The following is a 19,045-nucleotide window of genomic DNA, read 5'->3' as shown; positions in this document are numbered from 1 at the left end:
GGACGCCGCTGATACGCCATCGACTGCGGCGGGACCCGCAGGAGGCGTGGGCCCGCCGCACTTCCACGTGCAGTGGCGGGTCGACACGACCAGCCTCGAGAACTACGCGTTGCTCCCCGAGACGCGCAAGTTCCTGAGCATTTCAGACGGGGCGATCCGAAGTTCGAGTTGACGCGGTTCCATGGACGCATCATTGTTGTGTTCAAGGACGCGTTGACGTTCCCCCGGAAAATGGATCTTTCAGAACCACGGGCAGATCGGTTTTTCGGGTTGCACTGACTTCTTCTTCATCGCTTTTCCTTGTTCATCCGGGCGATTGGAAGCGGCCTGCTCCAGTTTTGATCTTCCGGGCGAACGTCAGGACAGCCTGACTTTGCGGTAGCTGCCGCGGTCCATGTCGACGACTTCGACACTCAGATGCGCCTGCAGGCCTGGAGGAAGAGGTGGCATGTGCTCGAGCATTCCTTCAGCGATGCGTTCGCTGAAATCCTTCTTGGCCTTCTCGTCGCGGCCGGCCAGAATCCGCAAGGTGACATGAATGAATCCCCGCGCGGATTCGGTCAATCCGACACGAAACGACTCGACGCAAATCACCCGGGCCTTCAGGTCAGCTTCGTCGGCGACTTGCGCGCTGTCTGCCAGCCGCCGCGTCACGGCCGCCAGCATGGCCTCCATCGGCAAGCCGTTCAAGTTGGGCGTGTACTCAATGACGATATGTGGCATGAGGGATTGAAGAGTTCTCGAAAGGTTGCTCAAGCTTCAGAGGGATCGTGCTGGCAAGTGAGGAGGTCAGGGGGCAGCGCGATACACGGGCCTGCCTCCGACGATCGTTTCTATCGCGACGATGTCTTTGATCTTTTCCTCGGGCACGCTGAGATAGTCCGCCGATAGGACCACCATGTCGGCCAGCTTGCCGACCTCGATTGAGCCCTTGCGCTTTTCCTCGAAGGTCAGGTAAGGACCGGCGTTCGTATACAGGCGAAGTGCCTCTTCCCGGGAGATCTTCTGGTCTGCGCCGTAGACGATTCCGCGCGGATCCTTGCGCGTCACCATGAGGTACATGCCGATGAAGGGGTTGAGCAGGTTGACTTCGTTGTCCGTGCCGGCCGAGGTGCGTTCCATTCCCAGAACGTCGAGCAGGCGTCGTGTGGGAACCGCACGATGGGCGAGCAGCGGACCCATGTAGCGCTCGACGGTTCCCGCTTTGTCCCACATGAACGCGTTCTGGGCATCTATGCGCACATCAAGGCTGCGGGCCGTCTCTATCTGGTCGGCTGCCACCAGGCTGCCATGCACAACGCTGAAGCGCCGGCCTGCGATGGAGCTGTCCGTATCAGCGGATGCATATGCCTTCAAAGTAAGGTCCACGGCTGCGTCACCCACCGCGTGTGTGTGGACCCGCCATCCATTCCTGTTGGCTACCCGCACCATGCGCACGTAGGTGTCGGGGTCGACGGCCACCATCCCGTGGTTCCCGGGCTCGTGGGCATAGCTGCCACGGATGTAGGCCGACTTGAGCGTCATGCCGCCGTCGGACACCAGCTTGATGCCTGCCAACCGCGCCCAGTCGTCGCCCTGGCCGTCCTTGAACGGTGCGGATTTCAGCTTGGCCTCGAAGGCCTGCACGGCGTCCACCGGGAATCGCCAGAACATGCCTGCTCGGACGGTGGACTGGCCGCGTTCGGCCACGGCGTAATAGGCCTTGATCTGGTCTTCGTTTAGGCCTGCGACCACGGTGCTGGTGATGCCGGATCGGTTGTACACGCGCTGGCCCGCGATGTTCTGCGCTACGCGCTGTTCGAAGGTCGGTGACGGGATGACTTTCTCGACGAGCTGGAGCGCCGCCGACTCGACGACGCCGTTGGGCTCGCCGCTGGCGTCGCGGTGGATCTTCCCGCCCACAGGATCGGGTGTGTCCCGAGTGATGCCGGCAGCGGCTAACGCCTTGCTGTTGGCCATCGCGAAGTGGCCGACCGTCTGCACATAGACCGGATGATCCGGCGCCACCGCATCAAGTTCCTCGCGAGTCAGGTAGCGCTGCTCCTTGAGCTGTGACGGCGGATGCCACCGACTCGACTGCACCCACTGGCCTGCAGGAATGGTCTTGGTACGGATGAAGTCGCCGATGATGGCCTGCGCTTCGGCAACCGTGCGTGCCTTGATCACCTGAGCAGTCGTCTCGACGGTACCGGCGCCGTCCATGTGAGTATGCGCATCCATCAGACCAGGCACGGCGGTCCGTCCCTGCAGATCGACCACCTTGGTCCGCGGGGCGAGCAGTCGCCGAATGCGCTCATCGCTGCCGACAGCAACGAAGGCGCCATTCTTGATCGCGACAGCCTGCGCAATGGAAAAGTTTTTGTCGACCGTGACGATCTTGCCGTTTACGTAGACGACGTCAGGCTCGGTGGCGGTGTGATGCGCGCACCCTGTGGCTAAGAGTCCCGCAGCGACCGCAAGCGCTGTTACCGCAAGTTGGCGAACAGGGGAGCTGGCGACGTCTGCCGAGCGGCTGGGTTTGGGCAATGCGTTCGTAGTCATGTTGGCTGTGCCTTTGTTGATGAGTTGGTCCTGCCCTGAATAGCCTGTTGGGCCCGAAATCCCGTCGCGAATGTGAAAGTGTTGCGATGGGCGCTGCGGTCTTGCCGTGCTCAGGCGGGCATGCCCACGCCCAGCAACTGGTCGAGTCGCGGCTGGTCTGCGGCCAGCTCGGCGCTGGGCCCGGCATGCACCACCGTTCCGCGCTCCAGCACGATGGCTCGGTGGGTCATTTCCAGCGCGAGCACGGGGTGCTGCTCGACCACTATGGAGGCGAGCCCCTCGCTCTCGCAGAGCTGCCGAATGGCTGATGCGAGCTCCTCGACGATGATGGGCGCCAAGCCCTCCATGGGCTCGTCGAGCAGCAGCAGCAGCGGATTCGTCATGAGCGCGCGGGCAATGGCCAGCATTTGCTGCTCGCCGCCCGAGAGCTGGTTGCCGTAGTTGGCGCGGCGCTCGCGCAGCCGCGGGAACAGGCCGTAGACACGCTGGATGTTCCAGGCGCCCGGCCGGGCCACGACCGTGAGGTTCTCCTCCACGGTCAGCGAGGGGAACACCTCGCGCTCCTGCGGCACCCAGCCCAGGCCGGCGCGCACGCGCTGGTGGGCCGGCAGGCGCGTGATGTCTTGCCCGCGCCAGCGGATGGCGCCGCCCGTCACGCGGGTGTTGCCCATCAGTGTCTCCAGCGTGGTGGTCTTGCCGACGCCGTTGCGCCCCAGGATGGCCAGGCTCTCGCCCGCCCGCATGCTGAAGCCCAGGCGGTGCAGTACCACGGCGTTGCCGTAGCCGGCCGTCACGCCGTCGAAGGCCAGCAGTTCAGACATGGGTGACCTCCTTGCGGATGTTGACGTGGGTCTTGCCCAAATAGACCTCGCGCACGCGCGGGTCACGGCCGATTTCGGCGGGCGTGCCCTCGGTCAGGATGCGCCCAGCCACCAGCACCGAGATGCGCCGCGCGAAGCGGAACACCAGGTTCATGTCGTGCTCGATGAACAGCACACTGATGTCGTCGGGCAGTTCGGCGATCACGTCGAACAGCTCGCCGCTCTCGTCCACGGGCACGCCCGCGGCCGGCTCGTCCAGCAGCAGGATGCGCGGGCGCGCGGCCAGCGCCAGCGCGATCTCCAGCAGCCGCTGCTTGCCGTAGGCCAGTTCGGCCACGGGCGTGTTGGCCAGCGCGTCCAGGCGCAGGCGCTGCAGCAGCGCGTGGGCTTCGTCGAACGCGGCCGTGCTGCGGCTGAACGGGCGCCACCAGGTGGCGCCCTGGCCCTCGCGCTCGTGGATGGCCAGCACCACCGAGAGCAGCGGCGTGAGGCTGGCGAACAGCGTGTTGATCTGGAAGGTGCGCGCCAGGCCCTGGCGTGCGCGCCGGTCGGCGGGCCAGGACGTGATGTCTTCGCCATTCATCCGGATGCTGCCGGCACTCGGCTTGTAGATGCCCGTGAGCAGGTTGATCAACGTGGTCTTGCCCGCGCCGTTGGGGCCGATCAGCGCCTGGCGTGCGCCGGGTTCCAGCGTGAGGTTCACGTCGGCCACGGCGTGGAAGGCGCCGAAGCTGATGCCCAGGCCACGCGTTTGCAAGGCGGTCATCGCATGTGCTCCTGCGTGCGGATGCGGCGCGACAGCGCGCCCATGATGCCGCCGCGGCCCAGCATGACGGCCGCGATGAGGAAGATGCCGAGCCAGAACATCCAGTACTCGGGGTTCAGGTCGGCGAACCAGTCGTGCACCAGCATGTAGACGATGGCGCCGACCAGGCCGCCGTACAGCCGGCCCGTGCCACCCAGCACCAGGATGATCAGGATCTCGGCCGAGCGGTTGAAGCCGATGGATTCGATGCCCACGAACTGCGTGGTCTGCGCCAGCAGCGCGCCGGCCACACCGGCCACGGCTGCCGAGAAGCCGTAGGCCATGCGCAGCCGCGACTCCACCGGCGTGCCGATGGCGAGCATGCGCTTGCGGTTGTCGTGGATGCCGCGCAGCGCCAGGCCGAACGGCGAGCGCAGCACCAGCCGCACCAGCAGGAACATCGCCAGCACGATGACGAAGGCATAGCCGAAGGCGGTCTTGCCAAACAGGTCGAACTCGAAGATGCCCAGCACCGGCTTGACTTCCATGCCCTGCAGGCCGTCGCTGCCGCCGGTGATCCCCGAGAGCCGGTTGGCCAGCTCGGCCAGCAGCATGCACACGCCGATGGTGATCATCAGCCGCGTGAGGTCGGCACCGCGCACGATGAGATAGCTCAGCGCATAGCCCAGCGCGCCGGCCACCACCAGCGCGGCCAGCAGGCCGCTGAACGGCTCGCCCCAGCCGTGCTTGGCCAACAGGCCGGCCGTGTAGGCGCCGGCCCCGAAGAAGGCCGCGTGGCCGACCGTCAGGATGCCGGCATAGCCCAGCGCCATGTCCAGCGCCACCGCGAACAGGCCGAAGATCAGGATCTGCGAGAGCAGCGTGAGGTGGTTGGGCGCGAGCAAGAAGCTGGAGGCCAGCGCCAGCCAGAAAGCGATCTCGGCCATACGCAGCTGGCCCGGCGACAAGGTGATGGGTTTCATGCGAGGCCCTTCTTCGGGACGATGCCGTTGGGCCGCAGCAGCAGCATGCCGATCATGAACACGTAGATCAGGAAGGCGCCGGCCTCGGGCAGGTAGTACTTGCCGGCCACGTCGACGATGCCGACCAGCAGCGCGGCGATGAAGGGCCCGGTGATGGTGCCGGCCCCGCCCACGCAGACCACGATCAAAAAGTACACCATGTACTTGAGCGGGAACGAGGGCTCCAGGCCCAGCATGCCGAGGCTCAGCGCGCCGCCCAGGCCGGCCAGGCCGCAGCCCAGCGAGAAGGTCAGGAAGAACAGGCGCTGCACATGGATGCCGGTGCCGCCGGCCACGCGCTGGTTGTCCACCGCGGCGCGCACCATGGCGCCGTAGCGCGTGCGGCCCATGGCCAGCAACAGCACCGCCAGTACCAGCACGCCGGCCACGATCAGGAACAACCGGTAGCGGCTCAGCTTCAGCCCCGCGAACGCGAACTGGCCCTGTAGGCCGGCCGGCAGGTTGAACGCCAGCATGGTGGGGCCGAAGAAGTACGTGAGCGATGCGATCGACACGAACACCACGCCGATCGACAGCAGCACCTGGTCCAACGGATGCGCCCGGTAAAGTCGGCGGTAGAACACAAACTCCAGCACGGCGCCCATCAGCGCCGCCGCCACGAAGGCCGCCGCCAGCGCCGCCGCGTAGGACAGACCGGTCCGGTTCATCAGCACCGCCGCCGTGTACCCGCCCACCACGGCAAAGCTGCCGTGCGCGAGGTTGACGAAGTTCATCAAGCCCATGGTGATGGACAGGCCCACCGCCATGAGGAACAGGAGCATGCCGTAGGCCACTCCATCAAAAATCACGACTTCCATGGAATCTCCAAGGCTGCGCGCACGCGGATCGGCAACCGACGCCGCGTGCAGAGGGGCGCCGTTGCGGCGCAGGCTGGCTTGGCTTAATTCGCTTCCTTGGCCGGGTCCTTTATGCGGTCGAACTTGTCGAACTCCACGTTCACGAGCTTGCCGTTCACCCTCTCGGTCTTGCGGATGTAGACGGTCTGCACGATGTCGCGTGTGGCCGCATCAATCTCGACGGGGCCGCGCGGGCTCTCGAACTGCAGGCCCTTCAAGGCTTCCATGACCTTGTCGCCGGCCGCGTCGCCGCCGGTCTTCTTGAGCGCCAAGTCGATGGCTGCCATGGCGTCGTAGGCTGTCACGGCGAAGTAGCTCGGCCGCATCGTGGTGCCGAACTGGGCCTCGAAATCCTTCACGAACTTCTGGTTCTTGGCCGAGGGGTGGCCATAGGAGTAGTGGTGGCTGGTGACCAGGCCCAGGGCCACGTCGCCGGTGGCGTCCAGGTAGCTGTCGTCGGTGGCTTCGCCCGTGGCATAGAGCTTGATGCCGGCCTCGTCCATGCCGCGTTCCTTCCAGACCTTGAGGAAGGCCGGGGGCATCACGCCCGATGGAAAGAAGAAGAACACCGACTGCGGCTTGGCATCCTTGATGCGCTGCACGTAGGCCGAGAAGTCGGGGTTGTTCATGGGCGTGCGCAGCTCGCCCACGACCTTGCCGCCGCCCTGCACGAAGGCTTTCTTGAACGCGGTCAGCGAATCGGTGCCCGGCGCGTAGTCGGCCACCACCACATAGGCTTCCTTGGTGCCGTTCTTGAGCATCCAGCGCGCCATTGGGTCGGAGACCTGCTGCACCGTGAACGACAGCCGCGCCACGTAGGGCGAGGCGGCGGTGATGCCCGAGGACGATGCGTTCATCACCACGGTCGGAATCTTGGCCTGCGTGGCAACGGCCGCCACGGCGTAGGCGTTCGGGCTGAAGTCCAGGCCCGTGAGGATCTGCACCTTGTCGCGCACGATCAGTTCCTGCGCGATGCGCTTGGAGGCGTCAGGGTTGGCGCCGCCGGTGTCCTTCTTCACCACTTCCACCGTGCGGCCGGCGAGCTTGCCGCCGTGCTCCTTGAGGTAGAGCGCCACGCCAGCGTCGAACTGGCGGCCGTAGTCGGCGTAGGGGCCGGAGTAGGTGCCGATCAGTCCGATCTTGAGCGCGTCCTGGGCCTGCGCGGCGCCGCCGATGCAGGCCAGTGCGGCCAGGGCGAACAGAGTGCGTTTGGTCATCTTCATCGTGGGGAACTCCGAGGGGAAGGATCAGCCGCGAGGCCGGGGGATGGAAAACGGTTTGAGGTCGCTGGCGGGGTCTGCCAACAGGTCGGCCGGGATCTGCGCCCCGACGGCGACCAGCTTGCGGGCCAGCATGTGCTCGGCCGGCCGGTTGACCGAATGCGCCGCCACCACCACGCCGCCGCGCAGGTAGAACAGCGTGAAGCGGTCGTCGGCCATGTCGCCGCGCAGCACGGTCTCGTCGCCATGGGCGGGCAGGCCGGCCATCTGGAACTTGAGATCGTGCTGCTCGCTCCAGAACCAGGGCACGGCGGTGAGCGGCTGCGGCTGGCCGGCCAGCACCGAGGCCGCGGCGCGCGCGCCGTCGTTGGCGGCCTGGATGGATTCGAGGCGCAGCCGCGCGGGGCCGCCGGGCGTGTGAGGCAGTTCCATGTTGGCGACGTCGCCGGCCGCCAGCACCTGGGGCGCGCTGGTGCGGCCGTAGCCGTCGACGAGGATGCCGCCTGCGCAGGCGATGCCGGCGGCCTCGGCCAGTTCCACGTTGGGCAGCACGCCGATGCCCAGCACGACCAGGTCGCAGGCGAGCAGGCGGCCGTCGTCGAGCAGCACGGATTCGACGTGGCCCGCGGCATTGCCCAGCAGCGCGTCGACGCCGCGGCCGAGTTCCAGCGCCACGCCGCGCTGGCGGTGGGCCTCTGCCACGTAGTCGGACATGGCCTCGGGAAAACCCCGTGCGAGCAGCCGCGTCTGGCCTTCGAGCACGGTGACCTGGGCGCCGGCCGCGGTGAGTGCAGCCGCGACCTCCAGGCCGATGAAGCCGCCGCCGACGATGCAGGCGCGCGTGGCGCGGCTGGAGCCGGAGACGGCCTGCTGCACGGCCAGCGCATCGTCCAGCGTGCGCAGCTGGTGCACGCCTTGCAGCGCCGCGCCCGGCACGTCGAGCGGCCGGCAGCGCGCGCCCGTGGCCAGCGCCAGCCAGCCGTAGTCCAGGTGGCTGCCGTCGGCCAGTTGCACGCGCTGGGCGGCGAGGTCGAGCGCGGTGGCGCGCACGCCCAGGCGCAGGTCGATGCGCTGCTCGGTGTAGAAGTCGGGCCCGCGCAACGCGAGCTGGTCGACGGACGTCTTGCCGCTCAACAGGCCTTTGGAGAGCGGCGGGCGCTGGTAGGGCGCGTGGACCTCGTCGCCGAGCAGCACGATGGGCGCGTCGAAGCCTTGTTCGCGCGCGGCCGCCGCAAGCTGCACGCCTGCGTAGGAAGCGCCGACGATGACGAGCGCGGAGGCCATCAGACCTGCGTCTCCGGCACGCGCACGGTCAGGCCGTCGAGTTCCGCCGTCACGGTGATCTGGCAACTCAAACGGCTGTTCGGCGCGCGTTCGCTGGCGGTGCCGTCCAGCAGTTCGTCTTCCATCTCGTCGGGCGGCGTGAGCTTGCCGAGAAAGGCATCGTCGACATAGACATGGCAGGTCGCGCACGAGCAGCTGCCGCCGCACTCGGCGTCGATGCCGCGGATGTTGTGCCGGATGGCGGTCTCCATCACGCTGGCGCCGGGCTTGGCATCGACGCTGCGCGTGCTGCCGTCCTTGAGGATGTAATGGATCGTGGGCATGGCGTTCTCGTGGGGCTCAGAACATGTCGAAGTACTCGCGGTGTTCCCATTCGGTCACCTCGAGGTTGAAGCGTGCGATCTCGGCCTGCTTGATGTGGCAGTAGTAGTCGACGAAGGGCTTGCCCAACCCTTCCACCAGCACGGCATCGGCCTGCAGCGCGGCCAGCGCCGCGTCGAGCGAGCGCGGCAGCTGCTCGGCCGGTGTCTCGTAGGGCGCGTCGGCCGAGGGCCCCGGGTCCAGCCGCTCGGCGATGCCGTGCAGGCCCGAGAACAGCTGCGAGGCCAGGTACAGGTAGGGGTTGGCCGTGGGCTCGCCGACACGGTTCTCGATGCGCGAGGCGCTGTCGCCCGGTGCGCCCAGCACACGCAGCATGGCGCCGCGGTTGTCCTGGGCCCAGATCGCGCGGTCGGGCGCGAGCGAGAAGGGCCGGTAGCGGCGGTAGCCGTTGAGCGTGGGGCTGGCCAGCGCGGCGCCGCCGCAGGCATGCGCCTTGAGACCCGCCAAGTAGTGCATGCCGAGCGGGCTCAGCACATCACCGCCAGCTTCGGGCATGAAGGCGTTGGCGCCGCCCTTCACGTGCTGCAGCGATTGGTGCAGATGCCACCCGCTGGACATCACGTTGGGGATCTTGGGCCGGCACATGAAGGTGGCGTGGTACCCATTGCGCTGGCAGATCTGCTTGATCGCGCTGCGCAGCAGCACCATGGTGTCGGCCGGCGCCATGCCGACCGTGGGGCCGAACACGAGTTCGAACTGGCTGGGGCCGAACTCGATCTCCAGCGAGTGCAGCGGCATGCCCAGCGCCTGCAACTGCGTGCGCAGCAGGTCCATGAGACCGTCCACGCGGTCGTAGCGCAGCTCGGTCAGGTACTGGTGGCCTTGCGTGAGCAGCGAGACCGCGGGCGGCGTGCCGGGCTGGCCCGCATCGCTGAGCGCCAAGTGGGCCTCGTCGAGCTTGAACACGTGGAACTCGACTTCCAGGCCGGCCACGAACTCCAAACCGTGTGCGCCCAGTTGGTCCAGCGCGCGCTGCAGGATGCTGCGCGTGGCGAACGGGCAAGGCTGGCCGTCTTTCATGTAGGCATCGCACAGCACCCAGCCGGTGCGCGGCGCCCAGGGCAGCATGCGAAAGGTGGATGGGTCGGCCAGCACCACGAAGTCGGCGCCGCCTTGTAGGCCTTCGAGCGCGAAGCCGCCGCCGGCCGAGAAGACGGGGAACACCGAGCGGTGCGAGGTGTCCTTGGCCAGCAGCGTGCTCGTGAGGTTGACGCCGCGTGCGAGTGCGCTGCGTGCGGCATCGGCCACCAAGGTCTTGCCGCGCAACACGCCATGCTGGTCGGGCCAGGCGAAGCGCAGCACGTCGAGTTCGCCCGCGTCGATGCGGGCGATGATGTCCTTGGCCTGGGCCTGCTGGTCGGCGCTCCACAGGCAGAAGCGTTCGGCGAAGCTGCTGCTCATGTCAGGCTGCCGTCAAGCGGGCGGAGGCCCAGTCGGAGCCCTGGCGGCGCGCCAGGTCGGCTTCGATGCAGTAGCTGTCGGTCTTGTCCGTTGCGGCCACGCCGTCGATGGACGGTGGCCCGGTCAGCGTGCTGGCTTCTTCGAGGGTCGGCTGCATGGGCACGGGCTCGCCGGCCTGGGCCGCCTCGATCGCCTTCACCAGCTGGCGGCGGTACAGCATGATGCCCTTGTCGGTCGTGCCCAGGTGCTCGCGCGTGCGGTCCTGGATGCTGCCCATGGATTCGCAGGCCCACTGGTCGTGCACGTTGATGTCCTCGCCCATGCCGGTGTAGGTCTTGTTGCGCTGTTCCTCGGCGCTGTAGCCGTACGAGTTGCGCTTGTTCTTGCGCGAGGTGTAGTCGGGCAGGTCGATGGTTTTGAGGCGTTGCTCGCGCATCTGCTGCTTGTCCACCGGGCCGGTGAAGCTGGTGAAGATCGCGTACCAGTAGCAGTGGTGGTCGTCCACGGGCACATGCCACTGCGAGATCGTCATCTCGGTGCTCATCGGGATCACGAAGGCCTGCGGGAACACCACGTTGGTCACGCGCACATGGGTCTGCTCGGGCGACAGCGTGCGCAGCGTGGTCAGGCGCATGCCGTAGGGCGCGGCCTCGGCGCGGATCTCAGGCCGGTCGTACTCGCGCAGCACCTGGGTGATGGCCAGGTCGGAATCGGCCGAGGCGCCGCGGAACTGCTTGCCGTAGCTATCCGACGTGTCCTCGTCCTTGTAGAAGCGGTGCAGGAAGGAGGCATGGGCCGGGTCCATGCCCACCTCCAGCGCCTGCAGCCAGTTGCATTCCCACAGGCCCTTGAACGCGAAGGTGTGGCTGTCGGGCGCGACGAAGCAGTCGAATTCCGGGAAGGCGGGCGGCTCGCCCTCGCCGATGTAGGCGAACACGACGCCGCTCTTCTCCACCACCGGGTAGGCGCCCTGCTGGATGCGCGTGCACAGCTTGCTGCCGGCGGGCTCGGCCGGCGTTTCCAGGCACTTGCCGCTGGCGTCGAACAGCCAGCCGTGGAAGGCGCAGCGCAGGCCGCCGTTCTCCAGCCGGCCGTAGGCGAGGTCGGCACCGCGGTGCGGGCAGTCGCGGTCGAGCAGGCCGGGGCGGCCGGTCTCGTCGCGGAACACCACGAAGTGCTGGCCCATCAACTGCACAGCCTTGAGCGGCCGCGGGCCCCGCAGCTCCTCGGACAAGGCCACCGGCTGCCAGTACTTGCGCAGCAGCGTGCCGGCCGGGGTGCCGCGGCCGACGCGGGTGATGAAGTCGTTCTGTTCGGCGCTGATCATCGTGGAAGCTCCAGGGTAAGTTCGGGCATGCACACCATTGCATGCAATTGCGTGCATTGTCCGTACGATTTGATCCATGTCAAAGCCTTGTCACACTGGACTGGTCGGATTTGTCCAATTTGGAGAGGATTTGTGGCGCATCAAAGCAGTGCCTAGGTGTTCGTGGCTAAGGCCTTGGCGTTGATGCATGCAGAATCTGGGCCAGGTGCCGCAGTCCTGCGTGCAAGAGAGGTGGCTTACAATCGGCTGTCGATTCCTGTATGCAACGAAGCCCGCCTTGGACTCACAACAATCCCGCGTCCTCGTGCAATTGCGCGACATGATCCTGAAGGGCGAATTCGGCCCGGGTGAACGTCTGGCCGAGATTCCGCTGGCCGAGAAGCTTGGCGCCTCGCGCACGCCGGTGCGCCTCGCGCTGGCGAGCCTGGAGCACGAGGGGCTGATCGAACCCTCGCCCGCCGGCGGCTACCAGATGCGGCGCTTCACCTCGCGGGAGATCGCCGACTCCATCCGAGTGCGCGGCGTGATCGAGGGCATGGCGTTGCGCCTGCTGGCCGAGGACGGCGCACCGCGCCAGCTGCTGCGCGAGCTGCACGAATGCCTGGACGAGGGGGACAAGGCCGTCAACAAGCCCACCATGGAACTGGACGACTACGCGGCCTACGTGGAGATGAACGACCGCTTCCACCGCCTCGTGGTGGAGGGCTGTGGCAATGCGGCCGTCAAGCGGATCATGGACATGCTGGACAGCCAGCCCTTCGCATCGCCGAGCGCCATGCTGCCCATGCAGTCGTCCATGCATGAGGGTCAGCAGTGGATGCAGCAGGCGCACCGAACTCACCACGCCATGGTGCAGGCCATCGAGCGCGGCCAGGGCTACCGCGCCCAGGCGCTGGGCGAGGAGCACGTGGAAATTGCCCGCATGAACCTCGATTACGCGCTGGAGCGGCCGGAACTGGCTGCCGAACTGATGCCGGGAATGAAGCTGGTGGCTGGTCGGCGCTGAGTCCGCGGCCGCAGGGTGAGGCAGGCGATCTGGTCCCCGAACGCCACGGGAAGTCTTTCAGGACGCCGGTCGCGCTTCACCTGAAAATGGGGAGCGGCAAGATCCACCATCTTCAACTCGGCGAAGACACATTGGTGAAAGCTCAGGCTTCTGGTGAAAGCGCTGCTCGACCCGAAAGATCTGCCGCGGAGTCTTCGCAACACCTAATCGTGCGCTGGAATCTGCGGCACCTGCTCAAGCGTGGGCGACTATGACGGCCCGGAGGGGCGCAAACGAGCCGCCCTCGACCTCGTGCGAGACTACAAAACGGATCACGCTGCCCCGCTGGCTGCGGCGGTTCTTTGCTTGAAAGACCCCGCGCGCCGTTTCCCGAAGCGTGTTGTCGACCTGTTTGAGGTGATCGGCGGGCACTTTCAACTGACACCCCAGACTCCTGACAAGACAGGAGCAGCCGCAGGAGATGGCACATGACGGAAGTACGGTTATCCAGCAATCAGCGCAAAGTCGTCGAGTTCGAAGAGGGACCGATCGCGGTGATCGCTGGCCCGGGCTCCGGCAAAACACGGGTGCTCACCGAGCGAATTCGCCGGCTGCTCACCAAGGTGCCAGGGCACTTCCGGGTTCTAGCGCTGACCTTCGTCGAGAGCGCAGGTGTATCGATTACTAGGATTGATCATGCTCGTTCGGCGCAGGGCGCGCGAGCCCAGGTGGAGCAGCAAAACTACGACATCTTGATCCTCGACCTTGTCCTGCCGGCAAACGACAAGAGCAAAGATGCGAGGCCCGACGTCGGCTACGAGCTTCTTCAAGAGCTCTCCGAATCCGGCGCTGCGACGCGCATCGTAGGAGCTACGGCGCACGTGGAAACAATCGCTGTCTACGAACAGGGATTCCGTGACAGAACCGAGCAGCTGCTACTGGTGTCTCCGGACTCCTCCGCGTGGAGGGATTCCCTTCACGCGCTCTTGCAGCAAGTGGCCGCTGCGTCCGAGCGCCCTTTAGGTCACGATGTAGACGTATGTTTCATCACAGCGTTGAAAGACACGGAGTATCCAGCCGTTGTGAATTTGCCCGTGGCTTGGGAGGCGGAAAAGATTCTTGCCAACTATGCGCTGTACCGCAAAGGAACGATCGAACTCGATGGAAAACTTCGGACAGTAGTTCTGGCCAACACAAAGCAAATGGGCATGGTGTCGGCGTGCCATCTGACGCAATTACTCATCAGTGAGTTCCGTCCGCGTGTGATCATGATGACGGGAATTTGCGGTGGCCTTTCTGCCGAGGTCTCTCTTGGTGACCTCGTGGTGGCTGACAAGAGTTGGGACTGGCAATCAGGAAAATGGACCGGCGCGGGCAAGTTTTCCCATGCGCCTGATCAGAAGGATGCGTCTCGTGAATTGGTAGTCAGCATCAAGGCGGTCGAGTCCGAAGCGCCAGAGATCGCCAAAGGCTTGGTTCATCTGACCTCGCCGAGCCGCCAGTTCAGGATTGTTGAGGGTCCGATGCTGTCTGGGAGCGCCGTCGTCGCAAGCGACGCCATGCACGAAATGTTTGTAGCACAGCATCGCAAGGCTGTGGCAATCGACATGGAGTGCTACGGTGTTTACTATGCCAGCCACTATGCGGCCGAACCTAAGCCTCGTTATGTTTGCCTGAAGGCGGTTTCGGACATGGCCGGCGCTGAGAAGGCGAACGACTATCAAGCTTATTGCAGTGCACTGAGTGCAGCGGTGGCTGTGAGTGCCCTGAAGAAGTATTTTGCAGAAGTGACCTAAGTGCGCTCACGGCGGAGCAGGGGAGCTGGCCTTTGCTCCGTTCTGCCGCTCGCCTTTCGTTCGTTCCTTTGAGTGCGGTTCGAGTCGAGTGGCGCCAACTGTCGAGCGGCCAGCTCGATCTGTGCTCGAGCGGCGAGCGCGCTGAGTGTCGTTCGAGGCGCAGCGCGTGTTGGTCGATTCAACATGGGCGTTCCTGTGCAATTTCGGAATCGGCAATGCAAGCCAACCACTATGACGCTTGAAGGCTCACGAAATCACTCCAGTCTGCGCGCATTTTCCGTCGCGCGCAAAATTATTTTTAATGACCAAGGGGTCATTATGGGGGTGCTGAAGAATGGGGCTGCAGCGGCAAATATTGGGGCTTGTAGTGGTCGGGCCCGCCTCTTGCCGCTGCCACACGTCCAACCCGAAAGCTCGGCCTTGGCTACTCAAAGCTGCAGGGTGCTGTTACGGCACGTGTCCATCAATGAAGTCCGACTTGCGCGAGGTGTCGACGCTGGCGTACCTGATAGTCCTGAACATTATTACCTCATCAGTTGCCACTCTCAGCTGGGTTTAGGTTGGTCAGTCCACAACTCTGTTTTTTCAATCGTCCTCTGCGACCTTGCGGATCAGCAGCTTACGTAGCTTCTGATCCATCAGATTATTCCCCGTGGGCACGGGTGGCTACGAATTCAATTGGCGCGGCACACGGCGCGAGGTCGAGCCGTTGCAGCTCGCGTTGCAGCGCGCATTCCAGCCTATTCGGATTGCCGCGCGGGCCTTGGTACCTCGATTCGCGCCAGCCACAGTCCGCTCGCAACGATCAACGCGCCGCCACCTAGCGTCCATGCATCGGGCGTGGCTTGCCAGAATGCCCAGTCCAGCACAAGCGCCCAGGCGAGGGCGCTGTATTCGAAGGGAGCGATGGCGGCGGCTTGGCCGTGGCGGAAGGCTTCGGCGATGGCCATCTGGCCCAGAAAGCCGCTGATGGCCAAACCCGCCAGCACCCACGTGTGCTGGGCCTGGATCGGCACCCACTGCGGCGCCGATAGCAGGCAACCACCCACAGCCATGCCGGCGGTGGTCCAGAAGACCAGCGCGGCGCTCGATTCGGTGCGGCTGATGAGTCGGCCCAGCATGTTCGACAGCGCGTAGCACACTGCGGCCGCCAGGATCGCCAGAGCGCCCACCGAGAGGAAGGCCCCCTGCTCGGGCCGCAGCGCGATCACGACACCGACGAAGCCCAGCCCGATGGCGACCCAGTGCCGCGGCAGGACTGGCTCGCCCAGCATCGGTACGGCGATGAGCACCATCAGCAGCGGAGCGATGAAAGTAAGGGTGTAGGCCTCTGCCAGGCCCAAGGACTTCAGGCCATGGACGAAGAGCACAAGCATCGTCATGTTCAGCCCGGTGCGCAGCAGGTGCAGGCGCCAACGCAGCCGACGGTTGAAAACGCCTGCTGCCTCGCGCCGCCACGCGATGTACAGGCACACCAGCGGTAGCGCCGTGAGGCCGCGCAGTGCCATCACTTGCACGGGCGGGTAGTGCCCGGCCAGGTTCTTGAGCAGCGCGTCCATGCAGGCGAAGAAGGCGCAGGCCAACAACATTGCGGTGATGCCGCGCAGAGTTCCGCTCGAGGGCATGCTCAGCGTTACCTGCGAGAGCGAGCGCTCGCGCAATCCGCGCATCGCCCGTGCAGCGTCAGATCGTGGCGCTGCACCAGAAAACCCTTGGGCGCCAGGTCTTCCATGCGTCCGGGGCAGCCGTGAATCGGAAACACGCGCCCGCAGTCGCCACAGTGGAAGTGATGGTGATGGTGGCCGGGCTCGCCATGATCGGACTCGCACAGCGCCTCGTAGCGCGTGGCCTGGCCCGGCAGATCGACGCCCACGATTTCACCGTCCTCCAGCAGGCTCTTCAGTTGCCGATAGACCGTTGAAAGGCTCAGGCGTGGGACCGAGCGCTGCGCAAGCTCGCAGATCTCCTGCGGGGTAAGAGACCGCCGGCTGACGGACAGCGCGGTCAATACCGCATCGCGTTGGCGTGTATGACGTTCCACGCGCCGATGGTAATCGCAAATGAGAATGGATTTGCAATTAGCGGGTTCGTCGCTATGATCCACGCTTTTCCGCCATGCGCATTTCTCGTTTTCTTCTCTGGCTGGTTCTTGCGGTCGCGTTCATCAACGCGGGCGCGGGCACGCCGCATGGTGCGGAAACGGGGGGCGGACATCAGGCTTCGGCGTCCGGGCATTTCCAGCATCTCCACAGCGCGGATGGCGGAAGCGAAGACGACGGCAACGAAGGTGGCGAGGCGCCCTGCCATTGCAGCGGATGCATGGCGCACGCCCACCAGGTGCTGCTGGCTTCCAGGCCTGAGCTGCCGGCCAGCCCACCGCCTGCACGTCTCCAGCGCCAGCGCCAGGCGCCGGCGCACGTCATTGCAGCCCCCGTGTATCGGGGCGCCTCGCCTCGGGGCCCGCCACAGAGCGTCTGAGGCCGCCGCGCAAGCAGCGCGGCCCACCTGAGTTCGTTGCAGACGCTGGCCGCGCGCCAGCGTGGCTGCTGCCTGACGTCTTCTTTCCTCCTTTCATGAACTCACCATCTCTGGGGTGCCGTGCACCCATGGCCTTCGCATTCGCCCTTGCGACGCCCCTGCTCGCTTCAGCGCAGACGCAAGCGCAGGCCGGCACGCTGAACGAAGTGCGCGTGACCGCCGAAGGCGACCGCGTCGACCTTCAAGGCAAGCGCACGCAAGTCACCGCCGACAGCACCGGCCTGCCCGCGGGCGTGACGGTCATCACGCCCGAAGAGCTCGGCACGCTCAACGTCGGGCGGGACATCTCGAACATCTTTCGCCGCGTACCCGGCGTGGTCGCCAACAACATCGACCAAGGCGACACGGGCAACGGCTTTCGCATGCGCGGTTTCGCCACGCAGGGAACGCACGGCGCGGACACCGCGGTGTACGTGGACGGCGTTCCCCAGAACATGCCGTCGAGCCAGGCCGGCGCGGGCCACGGACCGGCTTTCCTGGAATGGCTGACGCCGGACATGATCGGGCGCATCGACGTGATCAAGGGGCCCGTCTCGGCGTTGTACGGAGACCAGAACCGCGCCGGCGCGGTGGGCATCACGACGCAAACGGTTCCCGCCTCGTCGAGCGTCGGGGTCTCGCTCGAAAGCTATGGCGGGCGCCGCGGGTCGCTGGTGCTGTCCAACCGTTTCAACGACGTGCAGTCGCTCTTCATCGCCGATGCCTACCGCACCGACAGCTACCGGCGCGATGGCCGCATCGAGCGGGACAACCTGTTCTGGAAGCTCTCGACCCAATTGGGCGATGGCCTGTACAGCCTGCGCGTGAACCATTACCGCTCGGAGTCGAGAGCGCCCGGTTACCTGCTGCTGCCCGATCTGCGCCGCGGCACTGTGGACCCCCGATCGACCCAATTCAACCTGCCGGGCTTCGGCAGCGGCGAACGCACGGCACTGGTCTTCAATCGCGCACCAGCCAGCGGCGAGGCAGGCTGGTACGCCACGGCCTATGGCGAGACTTTCGAACGGGTGCGCGGCACCTCGACAAGCAGCGTTCTGCAAACAGTGGGCGAGGACGACCGCCACTTCTACGGCGGGCGGCTGGCGCAGAACTTCGTCTTCGGCGATGCGGCCTCGCTTTTCGTGGGAGGCGAACTGCGGCGCGACAAGGGCGATGCGCTGCGCCGCGTCTGGCGCAATGGCGTGCCGACGGCCAGCTACATCAACAACCAGGAGCTGGATCTGCTGACCTATGGTTTGTTTGCCCAAGGGCAGTACAAGCTCGCACAGAACTTCAAGCTGCTCGGCGGCGTGCGGCGCGACTGGTTCGACTACGACATCGGAAATCGCAAACTGCCCGCCGCCTCCACGAGCTACACCAGTGCCGTGACAACGCCGAAGATCGGCGCGGTGTGGAGCGTGACGCCGACGCTCGACATCTTCGCCAACATTGCCGAGGGCTTTCGATCGCCCGCCGCAGAGCAGATCAGCGGCAGCGGCGCGACCGGGCCGTTGGGCGCGCGCGGCGGCACGGTGTTCGACGTGGCGCCTTCGAAGGTCAAGTCCCACGACCTGGGTTTCACGGTGTCGCCCACCGCCTCGTGGAGCGCATCGGGCGTGGTCTATCACACGCTCAACCAGGATGAAATCGTCGCGCAGGCGGATGGCTCGTTCAAGTCTGTGGGTGAGACCACGCGCAAGGGCTTCGAGCTCGAATCGCGGCTGCGGATCGACAGTGCATGGTCGGTCTACGGCAGCTACGGCCGCGTGCTCGAGGCGCGCGTCAACAACCCGCTGCCCAACACCGGCGAGCGGCTGTCGGTGCCGCGGCACCAGGTCAAGCTGGGGGCGGAGTACCGCCAACGCCTGGGCGAAGGCCGGCTCACCGTGAATGCCGACGCCTATCTGACGTCCGGCAATCCGTACTACGAAGGCACGCCGCAGACCCAGCTGCGAACCATGCCGACCTATACGCGCTACGACCTCAAGGCAACCTATGACTGGCAGCAGTTCCAGTTCTCGGTGTTCGCGATCTTTCAGCCGCGGCGGTTTGCGAGCGACATCGCCTACGGCACCGCGGCCGGCTTGCTGGTGTCGCCGCAGCCGCGCACACAGGTCGGCGCGTCCATGCGCTACTTCTTCTGAGGCG

17 protein-coding genes are annotated in these 19,045 nt (G+C 65.7%); 4 read left to right on the top strand and 13 right to left on the bottom strand.

Features of this window, described 5'->3' with window-relative positions:
• Positions 1-357: 357 nt before the first annotated feature.
• The 11 genes from V9L20_RS19955 to V9L20_RS19905 all read right to left on the bottom strand — a co-directional run bounded on the left by V9L20_RS19955 (position 358) and on the right by V9L20_RS19905 (position 11,599).
• Entirely contained in the window at positions 358-723 is a 366-nt protein-coding gene (locus V9L20_RS19955; protein WP_337297898.1) for a 5-carboxymethyl-2-hydroxymuconate Delta-isomerase, read from the bottom strand.
• Between the two features lie 66 nt (positions 724-789).
• Positions 790-2,541, bottom strand: a complete 1,752-nt coding sequence (locus V9L20_RS19950) for an amidohydrolase (protein ID WP_337297897.1) — start codon at positions 2,539-2,541, stop codon at positions 790-792.
• Between the two features lie 110 nt (positions 2,542-2,651).
• A complete protein-coding gene (locus V9L20_RS19945) occupies positions 2,652-3,362 on the bottom strand; it encodes an ABC transporter ATP-binding protein (RefSeq protein ID WP_337297896.1) in 711 nt (236 codons plus the stop codon).
• A complete protein-coding gene (locus tag V9L20_RS19940) occupies positions 3,355-4,128 on the bottom strand; it encodes an ABC transporter ATP-binding protein (protein ID WP_337297895.1) in 774 nt (257 codons plus the stop codon). The genes V9L20_RS19945 and V9L20_RS19940 overlap by 8 nt, the downstream gene beginning before the upstream one ends.
• Complete coding sequence (locus tag V9L20_RS19935; protein ID WP_337297894.1) at positions 4,125-5,090, bottom strand: branched-chain amino acid ABC transporter permease; 966 nt, start codon at positions 5,088-5,090, stop codon at positions 4,125-4,127. The genes V9L20_RS19940 and V9L20_RS19935 overlap by 4 nt, the downstream gene beginning before the upstream one ends.
• On the bottom strand, positions 5,087-5,947 hold the full coding sequence (locus V9L20_RS19930; RefSeq protein WP_337297893.1) for a branched-chain amino acid ABC transporter permease: 861 nt from the start codon (positions 5,945-5,947) through the stop codon (positions 5,087-5,089). The genes V9L20_RS19935 and V9L20_RS19930 overlap by 4 nt, the downstream gene beginning before the upstream one ends.
• 83 nt (positions 5,948-6,030) lie before the next feature.
• Complete coding sequence (locus V9L20_RS19925; protein ID WP_337297892.1) at positions 6,031-7,209, bottom strand: ABC transporter substrate-binding protein; 1,179 nt, start codon at positions 7,207-7,209, stop codon at positions 6,031-6,033.
• Positions 7,210-7,233: 24 nt separating this feature from the next.
• Positions 7,234-8,490: an NAD(P)/FAD-dependent oxidoreductase gene (locus V9L20_RS19920; protein ID WP_337297891.1), complete on the bottom strand. Its 1,257-nt coding sequence runs from the start codon at positions 8,488-8,490 to the stop codon at positions 7,234-7,236.
• Positions 8,490-8,813, bottom strand: coding sequence for a 2Fe-2S iron-sulfur cluster-binding protein (locus V9L20_RS19915; RefSeq protein ID WP_337297890.1), 324 nt, complete (start codon positions 8,811-8,813; stop codon positions 8,490-8,492). Before V9L20_RS19915 ends, V9L20_RS19920 begins: the two co-directional genes overlap by 1 nt.
• A 16-nt stretch (positions 8,814-8,829) precedes the next feature.
• On the bottom strand, positions 8,830-10,272 hold the full coding sequence (locus V9L20_RS19910; RefSeq protein ID WP_337297889.1) for a glutamine synthetase family protein: 1,443 nt from the start codon (positions 10,270-10,272) through the stop codon (positions 8,830-8,832).
• 1 nt (position 10,273) lies between these two features.
• A complete protein-coding gene (locus V9L20_RS19905; protein ID WP_337297888.1) occupies positions 10,274-11,599 on the bottom strand; it encodes an aromatic ring-hydroxylating dioxygenase subunit alpha in 1,326 nt (441 codons plus the stop codon).
• A gap of 277 nt (positions 11,600-11,876) precedes the next feature.
• Between V9L20_RS19905 and V9L20_RS19900 the strand changes: the two genes are divergently transcribed.
• Positions 11,877-12,605 carry a GntR family transcriptional regulator gene (locus tag V9L20_RS19900; protein ID WP_337297887.1) on the top strand — a complete coding sequence of 243 codons (729 nt, stop codon included), beginning with the start codon at positions 11,877-11,879 and terminating at the stop codon, positions 12,603-12,605.
• Positions 12,606-13,072: 467 nt separating this feature from the next.
• A complete protein-coding gene (locus tag V9L20_RS19895; protein ID WP_337297886.1) occupies positions 13,073-14,380 on the top strand; it encodes a phosphorylase family protein in 1,308 nt (435 codons plus the stop codon).
• Positions 14,381-15,120: 740 nt separating this feature from the next.
• On the opposite strand, the gene V9L20_RS19890 is transcribed toward V9L20_RS19895, so the two are convergent.
• Positions 15,121-16,005, bottom strand: coding sequence for a DMT family transporter (locus V9L20_RS19890; RefSeq protein WP_258508089.1), 885 nt, complete (start codon positions 16,003-16,005; stop codon positions 15,121-15,123).
• Positions 16,006-16,013: 8 nt separating this feature from the next.
• Positions 16,014-16,421 carry a Fur family transcriptional regulator gene (locus V9L20_RS19885; protein WP_337297885.1) on the bottom strand — a complete coding sequence of 136 codons (408 nt, stop codon included), beginning with the start codon at positions 16,419-16,421 and terminating at the stop codon, positions 16,014-16,016.
• 74 nt (positions 16,422-16,495) lie between these two features.
• Between V9L20_RS19885 and V9L20_RS27335 the strand changes: the two genes are divergently transcribed.
• Together V9L20_RS27335 and V9L20_RS19875 are read left to right on the top strand one after the other, a co-directional pair.
• Positions 16,496-16,858, top strand: a complete 363-nt coding sequence (locus V9L20_RS27335) for a DUF2946 family protein (RefSeq protein ID WP_443098608.1) — start codon at positions 16,496-16,498, stop codon at positions 16,856-16,858.
• Positions 16,859-16,986: 128 nt separating this feature from the next.
• On the top strand, positions 16,987-19,041 hold the full coding sequence (locus V9L20_RS19875) for a TonB-dependent receptor (protein ID WP_337297883.1): 2,055 nt from the start codon (positions 16,987-16,989) through the stop codon (positions 19,039-19,041).
• Positions 19,042-19,045 lie beyond the last annotated feature (4 nt).

The sequence above is a fragment of the Variovorax sp. CCNWLW225 genome (assembly GCF_037204045.1).
Classification (GTDB): domain Bacteria; phylum Pseudomonadota; class Gammaproteobacteria; order Burkholderiales; family Burkholderiaceae_C; genus Variovorax.
This window is presented reverse-complemented; position numbering and strand designations above follow the sequence as displayed.